Origin of the sequence: Caballeronia sp. PC1 (assembly GCF_021353155.1) — a bacterium.
Lineage (GTDB): Bacteria > Pseudomonadota > Gammaproteobacteria > Burkholderiales > Burkholderiaceae > Caballeronia > Caballeronia cordobensis.
The window spans coordinates 2,821,127-2,833,566 of the sequence record NZ_JAJUBH010000001.1 but is presented as its reverse complement, the minus strand read 5'-3'; the positions used below and the strand labels follow the sequence as shown (position 1 = coordinate 2,833,566).

Annotated in this window: 13 protein-coding genes and 1 pseudogene; 12 read left to right on the top strand and 2 right to left on the bottom strand. The window is 57.5% G+C overall.

Annotated elements, in window-relative coordinates; genetic code table 11:
• Positions 1-38: 38 nt before the first annotated feature.
• From LY284_RS38655 to LY284_RS13475, 11 genes and pseudogenes are all read left to right on the top strand, one after another.
• On the top strand, positions 39-164 hold the full coding sequence (locus LY284_RS38655) for a hypothetical protein (protein ID WP_255724102.1): 126 nt from the start codon (positions 39-41) through the stop codon (positions 162-164).
• A gap of 73 nt (positions 165-237) precedes the next feature.
• Complete coding sequence (locus LY284_RS13520; RefSeq protein WP_233386740.1) at positions 238-432, top strand: YodC family protein; 195 nt, start codon at positions 238-240, stop codon at positions 430-432.
• A complete protein-coding gene (locus tag LY284_RS13515; protein WP_233386738.1) occupies positions 432-698 on the top strand; it encodes a DUF6953 family protein in 267 nt (88 codons plus the stop codon). Before LY284_RS13520 ends, LY284_RS13515 begins: the two co-directional genes overlap by 1 nt.
• A gap of 182 nt (positions 699-880) precedes the next feature.
• Positions 881-1,471 (top strand): recombinase family protein, encoded by a 591-nt coding sequence (locus LY284_RS13510; RefSeq protein ID WP_233386736.1) that lies wholly within the window; start codon positions 881-883, stop codon positions 1,469-1,471.
• A gap of 155 nt (positions 1,472-1,626) precedes the next feature.
• Positions 1,627-2,463 (top strand): DNA adenine methylase, encoded by an 837-nt coding sequence (locus tag LY284_RS13505; protein ID WP_233386734.1) that lies wholly within the window; start codon positions 1,627-1,629, stop codon positions 2,461-2,463.
• A 60-nt stretch (positions 2,464-2,523) separates the two neighbouring features.
• Positions 2,524-3,195 (top strand): HIT family protein, encoded by a 672-nt coding sequence (locus LY284_RS13500; protein WP_233386732.1) that lies wholly within the window; start codon positions 2,524-2,526, stop codon positions 3,193-3,195.
• Positions 3,196-3,206: 11 nt separating this feature from the next.
• On the top strand, positions 3,207-3,962 hold the full coding sequence (locus LY284_RS13495) for a hypothetical protein (protein ID WP_233386730.1): 756 nt from the start codon (positions 3,207-3,209) through the stop codon (positions 3,960-3,962).
• Positions 3,952-6,597: a nucleoside triphosphate pyrophosphohydrolase gene (locus LY284_RS13490; protein ID WP_233386728.1), complete on the top strand. Its 2,646-nt coding sequence runs from the start codon at positions 3,952-3,954 to the stop codon at positions 6,595-6,597. Before LY284_RS13495 ends, LY284_RS13490 begins: the two co-directional genes overlap by 11 nt.
• A gap of 260 nt (positions 6,598-6,857) precedes the next feature.
• A complete protein-coding gene (locus tag LY284_RS13485; RefSeq protein WP_014194150.1) occupies positions 6,858-7,244 on the top strand; it encodes a transposase in 387 nt (128 codons plus the stop codon).
• Entirely contained in the window at positions 7,211-7,579 is a 369-nt protein-coding gene (gene tnpB / locus LY284_RS13480; protein WP_014194149.1) for an IS66 family insertion sequence element accessory protein TnpB, read from the top strand. The genes LY284_RS13485 and tnpB overlap by 34 nt, the downstream gene beginning before the upstream one ends.
• A 65-nt stretch (positions 7,580-7,644) precedes the next feature.
• Positions 7,645-9,218 (top strand): annotated as a pseudogene (locus LY284_RS13475) (IS66 family transposase).
• On the opposite strand, the gene LY284_RS13470 reads toward LY284_RS13475, so the two are convergent.
• Positions 9,202-10,254 carry a site-specific integrase gene (locus LY284_RS13470; RefSeq protein ID WP_233386726.1) on the bottom strand — a complete coding sequence of 351 codons (1,053 nt, stop codon included), beginning with the start codon at positions 10,252-10,254 and terminating at the stop codon, positions 9,202-9,204. The pseudogene LY284_RS13475 and the gene LY284_RS13470 overlap by 17 nt on opposite strands.
• A gap of 457 nt (positions 10,255-10,711) precedes the next feature.
• On the opposite strand from LY284_RS13470, the gene LY284_RS13465 reads away from it, so the two are divergent.
• Positions 10,712-11,749 carry a phytanoyl-CoA dioxygenase family protein gene (locus tag LY284_RS13465; RefSeq protein ID WP_233386724.1) on the top strand — a complete coding sequence of 346 codons (1,038 nt, stop codon included), beginning with the start codon at positions 10,712-10,714 and terminating at the stop codon, positions 11,747-11,749.
• Positions 11,750-11,813: 64 nt separating this feature from the next.
• On the opposite strand, the gene LY284_RS13460 is transcribed toward LY284_RS13465, so the two are convergent.
• Complete coding sequence (locus LY284_RS13460) at positions 11,814-12,359, bottom strand: cysteine hydrolase family protein (RefSeq protein ID WP_233386722.1); 546 nt, start codon at positions 12,357-12,359, stop codon at positions 11,814-11,816.
• Positions 12,360-12,440 lie beyond the last annotated feature (81 nt).

Genomic DNA, 12,440 nt, shown 5'->3' with positions numbered 1-12,440 from the left:
ACTTTCACTGCACCATCTCTAATACGGAGACGCATTTCATGGAACCGCTGACCGGCTTCATCCTGGACGTAGTCTTTGCTCTGCTCGTGGCAGCCATCGCGAAGAAGAAGGGTTCAGTTGCCGGACTTCCACTCCACGGCTCAACTTCAGCGAAACGTGCTTGAAAGTCCGTAGGCTGCCCCAACATCTGGCAGCCGCAGGGGTGATCATCCTTGCCTTACAAGAGAGGAAGAAGATATGAGCACGGGAAAAGAGTTCGAGGTCGGCGCTATTGTCAAACTGAAATCGGGCGGTCCGAACATGACGGTGCAAGAGTGGAGCAGTTACTACGGAAAGTACGTTTGCCAATGGTTCGCCGGCAAGAAACTGGAGGATGGCAAATTTCAGGGTGAATCGCTTGAATTGGTCAAAGTCGAAGCGAAGGCCAATTGATGAACGCGGACGCGGTCGCGCGGTGGATGCTCGCTCAGATTGAGCGAGAAGCGTGCATCTACCAAGATGACGTGGTGGACTATCTCGTCAAATCCCAGCGAGAAGACTTGCTGACCGAAAACGCCGACGGGAATCAAGTTGTGGGCAAGGACGTTCTTACTGCCTTTCGCAAAATCACCGAAACCACGGTCGTCTGGGTAAAACCGGATCGATACTGGCGTTTCCGTGTTTCTGAAGACGAACCCGGCCGGGATGCTAGAGGCTGATGCGGCCAGCGGCGCGACTACGTCGCGCCTGCCCCTCCTCTGAAAACAGGCGAGGCGGCGAGCCATCCCCGTCCAAAATCGGTCCGTTTCGGGCACCCCTATTTGGGCTGTCCGAAAGTCTGCTTGACATATTTTTGTACGCTGCTATTGTTTCGTACATCTATTTCGGACAGGATAGGAAAATGGGGAGAGTCTTCGCATATTGCCGGGTTTCAACGATCAGCCAGACTACCGAGAATCAACGAAACGAAATTGTCGCCGCAGGATTTGCGCTTGCGCCTCGGCGCGTCGTCGAGGAGACCATCTCCGGAGCAGTACCGGCATCCATGAGGCCGATGTTCGTCAAACTCGTTGACCGCTTGGAAGAGGGAGACGTGCTCGTCGTCACGAAGCTCGATCGCCTCGGACGAAACGCGATGGACGTTCGTGCGACGATTGATCGCTTGGCAGACGTTGGAGTAAAGGTGCATTGCCTAGCTTTAGGCGGCGCCGATCTAACAAGCGCGGCCGGTCGAATGACCATGCAGGTTCTTGCAGCAGTAGCAGAGTTTGAGCGGGATTTATTGCAGGAACGCACGATGGCGGGAATTCGCCGTGCGCGTTCGGCCGGCACTACATTCGGTCGGCCAAGGGCGGTCAATGAGGACCAGCAGTTGGTCATTGTCCGTCGCCTAGAAGAGGGGGCGACAGTGTCGCAGTTGGCCCGTGAGTTTGGCACAAGCCGACAGTCTATTCTCAGAGCCAAGAGTCGAGCAGCACAGCCGGCTAAGTAGACTTCAGGCGATGGCGACGCCATTTGCAACCGGTTTCAAAACAGCAGGGCCCAGCACAGAGGCTTTTTCGATCCGGTCGGGGAGATTTGGCTTCGGGTAAACTTCGGGCCGCGCTGTCGTGGACGATTCACCAAACTCGGGAAGACAAGAACAAAATGAAAACCGCATCGCCCCTTAGGTATCCCGGCGGGAAGTGGCGGATCGCCTCTTTCTTTAATCGCTTGATTGCCGCGAACAGATTGGAGGGGATCGACTACGCGGAGCCCTATGCGGGGGGGGCATCTCTTGCACTTAGCCTGCTTTTTCAGGACAAGGTCGGGGCGATACACTTGAACGACCTTGACGTCGCTATATATTCGTTTTGGTCGGCGATACTGGAACATAACCAGCGATTCGTTGATCAAATTGCAGCCGTCGAGGTTACCCCGGACGAGTGGCAGCGACAGCGAGATGTTTACTTGCTCGGCCCACGAGCCGACCCATTTGACCTCGGGTTCGCCACCTTTTTCCTCAATCGGACAAACCATTCGGGCATCATGAATGGTGGAATGATCGGGGGCAAAGCGCAAAGCGGGGAATGGAAGCTCGATGCCCGCTTTAATAAAGCAGACTTGGCATCGCGCGTTGCGCGCGTCGGCCAGCATCGGTCTCGAATACACCTCTCGAACTTGGACGCGCTAGCATTCCTGTCGCGTCTGCGCCGACACCGGCGGGAGAAGCTGATCTATCTCGATCCGCCCTATTTTAAAAAAGGGCCAGATCTATATATGAACGCATACAGTCCCGGCGATCACGCGAAGGTCCGCGCAGCGGTCGATGATATCGACGCGCCATGGGTCGTGTCGTACGATGACGTCCCACAAATCAGAACGTTGTATGGTGGTATCAAAGCACGAGGGTTTGATCTATTGCACAACGCGAGAACTACCCGAATGGGGCGCGAGGTGATGTTCTTCTCGAACTCGTTGCGTGTCCCTCGGTCGGTCGGCTGAAGAAGTCGACCTAGGACCACCGGGTAGTAAAATGAGCACCATTGATGAAGGGAGGTCGTTATGGCCAGCAACCGGATGAAATCGCTTGGGTCGGAATGCCGTTTCTGCCGTATTGGGGCGGGGGAGGCTCACCTCAGCCATGATCGCGTGTTGATGGAGTCTGACGACTACTACGCGATTGCATCAATCGGCGGATTCGTCGAAGGATGGACGCTTGTGTGTGCGAAACGCCACACGCTCAATCTCTCCGGAGACTATCGTCAGCCAGCGTTTGAGGCGTTCGCCTCGGACGTTGCAAGTGTAGTGTCGTCTGCGTACGGGCAAGTTGTCATATTCGAGCATGGCGTCAGGACGCATGGCTCGCTCACAGGTTGCGGCACCGATCATGCCCATCTGCACCTTGTGCCGTTTAGCGGCTCGTTCGTTCAATGTGTCCTTGAAGGCGATCGAGACCGTGCTTGGATTCGTGGTTCGGCGCGAGATATTGATGGATGGACGAGGGGCAGTGAATATCTGTTGATGGCGGACTCGGTCGGAGCGCTCGCGACCTCGTCTTATGTCTCGCTCGTCAAGCGGCCAGAGTCGCAATTTTTCCGCAAAATTTTGGCTGCATCTGTCGGTGTGTCGGAGCAGTCCGATTACCGACTCTTCCCGTTTGCCGACAGAACCGAACGAACGGCGCAGCGAGTCGGGGAGTTGGCTGGCGAGCGCTTGACGGCTGCGGCGGCCTAGACCGAGGCGCTATGACATCGGAAAGAACGACTGATAACGAACAGCCGCAGACCGGGGCATTTGGGAATGGCGCTGCCGCTACCGATGGTGAGGGGGTTGATGGCGACACGGGTTCGGCATCCGGCGAGGCCAACGCAAACGCCAACGCCAACGCCAACGCCAACGCCAACGCACAAGAGGGAACGGGCGACACCTCCGTAGTTCCTGACGTCATCCCGCACGACGAAGCGGACGGACGGGCCCGTCTTGAATGGAAGTCTCGCTATCCGATTGAAGCCCGACGTCAAATTCGTGTCGAGGCTACCCTCGTTGCTGCAATTTCAATGGGATCGCTCGCGATGATTTTTTTCGTGTGGAGCGGCCTCTTTGTGAAGTGGAGTGGCTGTGTCATATGCAGTCGGCCGGTGTTTTCCCGATATGGCTACTTTTTTCTGGGAGGCGTGCTGGGCGGGACGCTCTTCGGAATTAAGTGGTTGTACCATGTGGTGGCCAGGGGCTATTGGCATCAAGACCGGTGTCTCTGGCGCGTGATGTCGCCGTTGCTCGCGGGGTCGTTGGCTTTTGTGGTGGGGACCCTCATGGATGCGGGTTTTCTGGGTTTGACCATCAGCGCGAGTAAGGCACCTGCATTCCTCTCTTTAGGCTTCATTACGGGCTACTTCGGCGACAAGGCGTTGGCCAAGATGACCGAAATCGCCGAAGTCATTTTCAGTACTCGCGAAGGATCGAAACCGAGCGGGACACCAGCTAAGGGCGATGGCAAATAATCGTCGTCCCAATCGGATGCGTTCCGATTCCACCGTGCCATCGCCAATCAACCCGCTTCGAATCATTACGACAAGCGGGCTGCGAACGCTTGACACGGCTGAAATCACACCGGCGATAGTTGGCTGGAAAGCAGTTGGCCTCAGCACCCTGCCAGCACAGTGGGTTCCCCCTTTCTTCGTCATTTCTGCCGACTGCCTGACAGGGCCGGTTGACGGGGCGACTGAGGAATATATCGCGCAGGCGATTCAAGAGGCGCTCAGTTCGGTCGAGTTCGTTGATCACACACCAGTATTTATTCGATCGAGTGGGGTCGCCGAGACGTTGCACGTGCGCGGACAGCTCGACTCGGTTGAGTGTGTCGCGCGCGAGATATGGACTCGCGCGAAGGAACTTACTCAACGGCTCGCCACGATCGCGCCAGTGGGAGCAGGAGCGATACACCTCGTCGTGCAAAAAAGCGTTGCCGTCGCAGAAAAGGGGCATTTGTCGAACGAACGCCGTCTTAGCCACGAGCCGAGGGATTGGGTTGCAGAATTTGAGCCGGCCAATGGTGAGTTTGGCCGCACCGAGCCTGTGGCGGTTAGAACGTGGCGCAGTGGGAAAGCGATCGAGACATCGACAAGATTGGAATGCAGCGCGCGAACGGCAATTGGAATCGTCCTTAAGCGAGTGGGCGCGTGGGCTATGCGATTTTCGTCCCGCCTGCACTTGGAATGGGTTTGGGACCGTAGCGCAGTGTGGCTTGTTCAGGCCGATGACGCATCGGTCAGTGGTGGAATCGATCCGAGGTCGGTCATTCCAAAGCACATCCCAGTGCTTAAGACCGATGAGTTGCACGCATTTCGCGCTGCGGGAGAAGCGGAGTTTGCAACGTACGGCAAGCTGCGTAACGCAAAACTGTATTCGGACCTAGGGTATCGGATGCCGCCGTTCTATGTTCTTGACGAACAGGCGGTCCTCAGCGCGCTGCTCAATGGCGCCCTGACGGACGAACTCGCAGCCGATCTCAGCGTTTTAACTCAGCGACCGTTCATTATTCGAACCGATGGTACCGGCATTCCGAGCGCGAAGCGCGAGATGTTGCCGCGCAGTGATGAACTTCGCTCACTAGCTGACGCGAAGAGCTGGCTTACGGGTACTTTCGCAAGTTTTGTGCGGGATTCTGAACTGGCCGACGCCGGCTTGTGCTTGATTGCACATCACTTTATTCCGTCCGTCGCGTCCGCGTGGGCACGCGCGGAACCGGGAAATCCGATCGTTAGAATCGAATCGTTGTGGGGTATCCCGGAGGGGCTTTATTGGCATTCGCACGACACGTTCGAGGTCGATACCGGCAGCAAGGTCATTGGGAACACCGAAATTGGCGGTGATCTGGCTTACGGGCTGCGCGAGCGCTTGCGATACAAGGGCACATTTATCGCAGCCGATGAGGAGGGTCATTGGGTTCCGCAGATCACAGACGCGGCGCACGATTGGGCCCGAAGCATTACGCGGACGCAATGGATATTTGAAATCGCGCAGACTACACGGCGGGTTGCGGAGCGATCCACTAAGGCTACTTCCGTGATGTGGTTTGTGGACAATCATCCCGAAGCTACGCTCCATCGCGTCCTGCCGTGGTTCCATAGTCCGTCAGTCCTTGAGAGCGGACCTAAGGCCGCCCCTCGGCGAAAACGGCGCTCGTCGCATGATGTCGTCATTCGACACGCGGCCGATTGGGAGCACCTCAAAAGCTCCATTGAAGGGGGGCAGACGATCGAGCGCGTTGTGATGGCTCCCGTTGATACTGAGTTGATCCGTAATGCGAGTTTTGCTGCTGAATTGGCGCAACTTGCCAAGAAGATTGGCTTCGTCGTAGAGCTGTCCGGCGGGATTCTCTCGCATGCCTACTACATGTTGAGTAGAGAGGGTTGTCGCGTCGAGTGCGTCGATCTGTTTGGAGCAGGCGAAGAAGTCGTCGAGTTTCACAAGTTGGTCAGGGATGGCATTCCTGACATGATCCGGGACCGTGGGGAGAAGGTTGAGTCCGTTGCGCTGAAGGGTGACGCGCTGGTCAGCGCCCTCCGACAGAAGCTCGTGGAAGAGGCCTTCGAAGCTCTTGATGCGGGCTCGGGGGATGAGCTGTTAGGCGAGCTGGCTGATGTCCAAGAGGTGCTGCTGGCGCTCGCCGCAGCGCTCAATATCGATCAGGCGAGTTTGGATGGGGAACGACTCAAGAAGCGAAAAAAGCGGGGCGGGTTTGAAAAGGGGCTGATGCTGCTTAAGACCGCGACTCCACAATCTATAGGGAAGCTGCTCCACAATGGAGAGGGCTCCGGCGGCGACCTGTCAGTGGAGGAATTGCAGGATCAGTCGGCACCCGCAATCACCGAGCCGATGGCCGTGCCGTCGAAAGCACGGTATCGCCGACCGGACATGCGAAATGTCGATGGAGGCATAGAAAAGCTTTTTACCTTCAAGACAGATATCGCGTCATTGCATGAACTTCAGCAACGGCTGGCGTTTGAAATGCCGATGCCAAGGGTGGGAAAAACTCCGTTTCTTCTAACAGTGGAACTGGATCGCGATCGAGCTGTAGTCCGAGGGAAGATTCGCTTGCAGGTCGTGCAAACCCAATTGGAATTGCCGTTTTAGCGATCCCCTGACGCCAGCATATTGGTCGAGACTACACAATTGCGATTGCATCCAGTTTTGCGCGCATTCGGTCGTGCCGTAGATGGCCGTAGTGCTTGTCGATCATCTCAGTGGATGTACCGGCCATGCGGGCGACCTCGAAACTGTCGATGCCATTTGCGATCATTTCGCTGATTGCCGGTAAGCGGCTCGGCAACTCACCTTGAATGTAGCTGAAACAGTTGGGAGTATCGTGTCCACTAAAGCGAATAAGCGGACACGTGAACACTATCGAAGAAGAGGCGTTGCCGACGCGTCGCCGTCGTCGGCGCTACACCGAAGAATTCAAGGCGCGCGTTGTCGCCGCTTGCCAAGGCACCGGCGTGTCAGTGTCGGCCGTGGCGCTGGAACATCGGCTCAACGCGAATCTATTGCGCCGCTGGCTTGATCAGGCAGAAGGCAAACTTCCAAAGCGTTTGTCTGAAGGCCCGGCAGAAGCTCAATCGACACCCCTACCAGCGTTCGTCCCTGTTGCTATGGGAGTAAAGGAGGTAGCCTCGACGGAGATCCGTGTCGAAGTTCGCCGGGGCAGTCAGTCGATAACCGTGAGCTGGCCGGTCTCCGAAGCCGCGCAATGCGCGACGTGGCTGCGCGAGTGGCTGCGGTGATTCGTGTCGACGAGATCTGGCTAGCAGTCGATCCGCTGGACATGCGGGCCGGCTTCGACACGGCGTTGGGGCGCGTGGTGAAGGTGTTCGGCGCCGCGCATCCGCACCACGCCTATCTGTTCACCAACCGCCGCGCCAACCGACTGAAGGTTCTCGTCCACGATGGCATCGGCATCTGGTTGGCAGCGCGCCGGCTGAACGAGGGGCGGTTCGTCTGGCCGCACGCTGGCAGCGAACCCAAGCAGCAGTTGCTCACGCACGAGCAACTGGCGGGCTTGGTGCTCGGGCTGCCGTGGCAGCGCATCGGCCAAGATGGCGTGATACGCATAATCTGACGCGTTAAGGGCGACGTATACAGTTCTGCTTCTCGCGTTTGCGGGGTTCTGGCAGACTGGTCTGCATGAACCCGCCGGCCGACCTCGACGACCTCAATCCAGAGCAGTTGCGCGCCCTCGCAGCGCAACTGCTCGCCGAGGTCCACGCCAAGGATCTGGAGGTAACGGAGAAACGGCGAGAGCTCGGTGAGCTAGAACGGGAGCTGCATTACCGACAAACTCGCATCGACCAACTGACTCACGAGATCTCCGTGCTCAGGCGCCAGCAGTTTGGCCGGCGCAGCGAACAGCTCAACAGCGAGCAAATGAGCCTGCTTGACGAGGCGATTGATGGCGACCTGGCTGCCATTGAGATAGAGCTCGAAGAGCTCGAGCCTTCACGCAAGCGCCAACACGAACCGTCCAAGCGCGCACCCTTGCCGCCGCAGTTGCCGCGTGTCGACATCCGTCACGAACCGGACAACACGGTGTGCCAATGCGGATGCGAACGTGTTCGTATCGGCGAAGACATCAGCGAGAAGTTAGATTACGCGCCGGGCGTGTTCAAGGTGGAGCGACACATTCGCGGTAAATGGGTATGTCGCCACTGTGAGACGCTAATCCAGGCACCCGTGCCCGCGCACGTCATCGACAAGGGCATCCCAACCACCGGACTTCTAGCGTCGGTACTGGTCAACAAATTCGCAGATCACTTGCCGCTGTACCGTCAGGAGCAGATCTTTGCTCGGGCGGGCCTGGCGATACCGAGATCCACGCTGGGAGCGTGGGTGGGCACATGTGGCGCGCAGTTGCAGCCACTGGTCGACGCCCTTCGTCGAGAGATCTTGCAGCAAGGCGTGTTGCACGCCGACGAAACGCCGGTGCAGATGCTCAGCCCCGGCAAGGGAAGACGCATCGGGCTTATCTGTGGGCATATACGTCCACGCAATTCAGTCACCTTCGCGCGGTGGTGTACGACTTCGCGGGCAGCCGAGCTGGAGAGCATGCCCGTACGTTCTTAGACGGCTGGCGTGGCAAGCTGGTGTGTGATGACTACGGCGGTTACAAGGCCTCATTTCTTCAGGGCATCACCGAAATCGGCTGCGCAGCTCACGCGAGGCGCAAATTCTTCGAACTGCACGCCAATCACAGCAGCCAGCTTGCTGAGCAGGCGCTACCGTTCTTCACCGAGCTCTATGACATCGAGCGCGATGCCGCGACCTTGGATGTCGAAGCTCGACGCCAACTTCGTAAAAGCCGAGCCAAGCCCGTGTGCGACGCGCTCTATGAATGGCTTGTCACACAGCGGAAACTCGTTTCTGACGGATCGGCCATTGCGAAGGCTTTGGATTACAGCCTGAAGCGCTGGGAGGCGCTGACGCGCTACCTCGATGACGGGCACGTACCAATCGACAACAATTGGGTCGAAAATCAAATACGCCCATGGGCCATCGGCAGGACCAATTGGTTGTTTGCGGGGTCGCTTCGCGCAGGCCAACGTGGGGCTGTGATCATGAGCCTCATTCGCTCAGCGCAACTGAACGGGCACGAACCCCACGCGTATCTGAAAGACATCCTGACACGCTTGCCGGCCCACAAAGCGTGCGATATCGCATCTTTGCTGCCTCATAACTGGCAGCCTCTCACGTCTGTCGCGTAGCCCTTCGCCCGTCAAGACGGGTTCGCTGGCCGCTTACGATTGCCGTATGCCGGAGCGAGTACATGACAACGGACGAGGGGAGGCTCGCGGCGGCCACGGCAATCTTGAATGGCTTCTTCCACGAATCCTTGTTCCAGCGCTGGCCGAATGCGGTTGTCAGGATTGGGGCGTTGGCTATCTTGTCTTTCGTCTGCGCTTCGAAGAATGCAATCGCGGACGACGAGAGTGAAACGATCCTGTGGCCCGTCTTTCCTTGGAGGGCCAGCGTGCCTTGTTCCCGGTCAAAGTGCTTTACGCTCACGTTGGCTAGCTCGCCTGGGCGTGCTCCCGTGAGCAACATGGCCAGCACGAGCTGCCGTATGTCGGTGTCGCACGCGTTCACTAGTGCCTTACGCTGATCGGCAGGTAGGAAGGATTGCCGCCTGCGGCCCACGTCCCTGAATTTCGTGACCGTTTTCCAACCCGCGTCGGTAGCGACCAGTCGGTCACGCAACGCGAGATTTAGCGCCGCCTTCAATGACGCGAGGTTTCGATTTGCGCTGTCCTTGGCGCGCCGCAAGTCGTCCTCGTCCTCAGCTTCATCTTCATCAAGTTCGATTTGAGCCAGAAGCCAAGCGTTGAGGTCCGATGTGCGCAACTTCGATAGCGCGACTTTTCCGAGCTTCGCCCCGTACACAAGGCGCTTGAAGCGGCCCTCGGCGTCGGCTTTGCTTTTTGCTCCCTTGTGGAGCGCAAGGTACTTTACATAGTGTTCGCACGCTTCTTTGACGACCATGCCTTTCGATCTAACACCTGACTCGATCGCTGCAGCCCATTCGAGCGTCGCCTTCACCGCCTCGTCGTAGTTGGTGCACCCGTCAAGCTTTTGATAGTCCTGCTTGCCTTCGTCGTTACGTCGGCGCGCTATCCAGCTGCCCTCGCCTTGCACGAGCTTGCGATAGCCGACGTATAGCCCAGTCTGCAGCCGAGTGAAGTAGGGTTCGCGGCGCGCTTGAAGTTTGTCACGTGCAGTCTTGGATTGGATCGGGTCGCTCATGTCATTCCGTACGGAAACGGTACGGAAATTCTATGGTGCACCTTGATGGACGTCAACAAACTAAATACGATTACAAATCAGTGGCTTGAGTTATTTTCCGAACTTCCTCGATCCGCTTTGAACGATGCTTCCGGCCCTCCGAAGGCAGGGGTTGCTGGTTCGATCCCAGCCGGGCGCGCCAATAAAGCTTCGCTTCAATCCTCTAGCGCAATTCAAACTTCGCGGCGTCGATTTGTACGGCTTCGTGCAAATGCACGCGCGCGTCCATAACGCTCACGTGCGCTCCGAATACGATCTCGCGCTTATCGCCGCGAGACGCCAAGGTCGAAACTACGCAGCCGTAGCGTTGCGAATTCGCTGCTTTGTCAATTAAGCGCTCGCCCACAAAATGTAAGAATGTGCGACAATTGTGCATAAATTTTAATGAAAAGCGCAATTTTTACCGATTGACAAAGAAATGAATCTTACAAACAGCGTCTCACAGCAGGTCCGTCCGTGGTTCATGCTCGACGAGCAAGTTGATTCCAGGCTCAAAGATCTCGCACCAGATGTCCGACGCCATGCGATCAGCCTGATCGAAAACGGTTACACAATCATCAGAGGCGGATTCGATCGCAGGTCATGTGAGCGGCTGATTGCACGATTCAAGGCATTCGCCGACGCCAACATGGACAAGTTCGGCAAGTATCTCGACAAAGACGGGCATTACCCGCGGATCATCAATTTGCATGCGGCAATGCCGGAGCTTTTCGATTTGTTCTCCAAGAACGAAATGGCGTTGCGCGTTCAGACAGCCTTGTTTTCAGCAACGCCTTGCTTGTACACATCGCTCTTTTATGAGCGTGGGTCTGCGCAACCGCTGCACCGCGACACGCCCGTTTTCAGCACGAAGCCGGAATACTTCTATTTCGGCGTTTGGACCGCGCTCGAAGACGCCAATGAGAGCAACGGCGCATTGGAAGTGTTGGCGGGTGGCCATAAATTGCCGGAACTCGACCGGCCTGCGATGGCGAGCGAATTCTTCTCTTCGCCCGAGGAAATCAGCGATTTTTCACAGCCCTTGTGGAATCGATATCAGAAGGCAGTCGCCGAACAAGGCGAGGCGGCAGGGCTTCGAAAGACGATGCTGGACGTCAAGGCCGGCGACACGGTGATCTGGCATCCGCAACTGCCACACGGCGGCGGACCGATCAAAGACATCGCCAGGAGCAGGTTCAGTTTTGTCATGCACACCACGCCGATTGGCGTGCCGGTCTATCACCAGGACAAATTCTTCAATCCTTCAGGTCCCGCGGCGATCGATGCGCCTTGGCCCTACGAGGTCGTCGACGGTTCGCATCGCGTGATGCACAACGAAGTTAATTTCGCGCACCAGGAAGCTTTCGCGGCGAGCGACTTCAAGCAACCGGAAGGCTTCGTCGACGTCGAAACGGAAGATAAATCCGCCTCGTCCTCGGCGTTCGACCGACTGCGGCGAGTTTTCACCAAGGCATAACGCCACCTGAACGATCGGAATGCTGGTGCAGCCGGTTCAGTCGGACTGGCTGCCTCAGAGGCAACTACCCCACCAGTTCCGCCGCCGACACCACCTTCGCATACCCGAACCGCAGCGCCGCCATGAACGCCGCATGCACCTGCGCCGCCGGCACGCGCACGCCATTGAATTCGAGATCATGCGTCGCGCAGGCGTCGTGTACGACGGTCGTTTCGTATCCGAGATCGGCCGAATGGCGCGTGACCGCATCGATGCACATGTGGCTCATGTTCCCGACCACGACGACTTTTTCGATGCCGTTGCGCTCGAGAATCGCTTGCAAGCCCGTTTCGCGAAACGGATTCATGTGGTGTTTGACGACGACACGCTCATGCGGCAGGTTCTTCGCCTTTGCATGAAGCTGCACGCCTTCCGTATCAGGCGCGAAGAACGGCGCGTTCGCGTCCAGCGTCACGTGCTGAACATGAACGACGAGGTCGCCGTTCTTCCGCGCCGCGTTGATGACCGCCTGTGCGTTGTCCGCAACGGCGTCGACACCCGCCAATACCCATTTCCCGCCCGCGAAATAGTCGTTCTGGATATCCACTACGATAATTGCCTGATTGCTCATTAGAAGCTCCGTCCAAAGTTGATGGACTTCGCGGCGAATCGGCCATCGAACGCGTGTCTTGCGCCCGATCGCTGCACGTCT

Coding starts and splice junctions, on each gene's coding strand:
- LY284_RS38655 (WP_255724102.1), top strand. CDS start 39: ATGGAACCGCTGACCGGCTTCATCCTGGACGTAGTCTTTGCTCTGCTC.
- LY284_RS13520 (WP_233386740.1), top strand. CDS start 238: ATGAGCACGGGAAAAGAGTTCGAGGTCGGCGCTATTGTCAAACTGAAA.
- LY284_RS13515 (WP_233386738.1), top strand. CDS start 432: ATGAACGCGGACGCGGTCGCGCGGTGGATGCTCGCTCAGATTGAGCGA.
- LY284_RS13510 (WP_233386736.1), top strand. CDS start 881: ATGGGGAGAGTCTTCGCATATTGCCGGGTTTCAACGATCAGCCAGACT.
- LY284_RS13505 (WP_233386734.1), top strand. CDS start 1,627: ATGAAAACCGCATCGCCCCTTAGGTATCCCGGCGGGAAGTGGCGGATC.
- LY284_RS13500 (WP_233386732.1), top strand. CDS start 2,524: ATGGCCAGCAACCGGATGAAATCGCTTGGGTCGGAATGCCGTTTCTGC.
- LY284_RS13495 (WP_233386730.1), top strand. CDS start 3,207: ATGACATCGGAAAGAACGACTGATAACGAACAGCCGCAGACCGGGGCA.
- LY284_RS13490 (WP_233386728.1), top strand. CDS start 3,952: ATGGCAAATAATCGTCGTCCCAATCGGATGCGTTCCGATTCCACCGTG.
- tnpB (WP_014194149.1), top strand. CDS start 7,211: ATGCGCGACGTGGCTGCGCGAGTGGCTGCGGTGATTCGTGTCGACGAG.
- LY284_RS13470 (WP_233386726.1), bottom strand. CDS start 10,254: ATGAGCGACCCGATCCAATCCAAGACTGCACGTGACAAACTTCAAGCG.
- LY284_RS13465 (WP_233386724.1), top strand. CDS start 10,712: ATGAATCTTACAAACAGCGTCTCACAGCAGGTCCGTCCGTGGTTCATG.
- LY284_RS13460 (WP_233386722.1), bottom strand. CDS start 12,359: ATGAGCAATCAGGCAATTATCGTAGTGGATATCCAGAACGACTATTTC.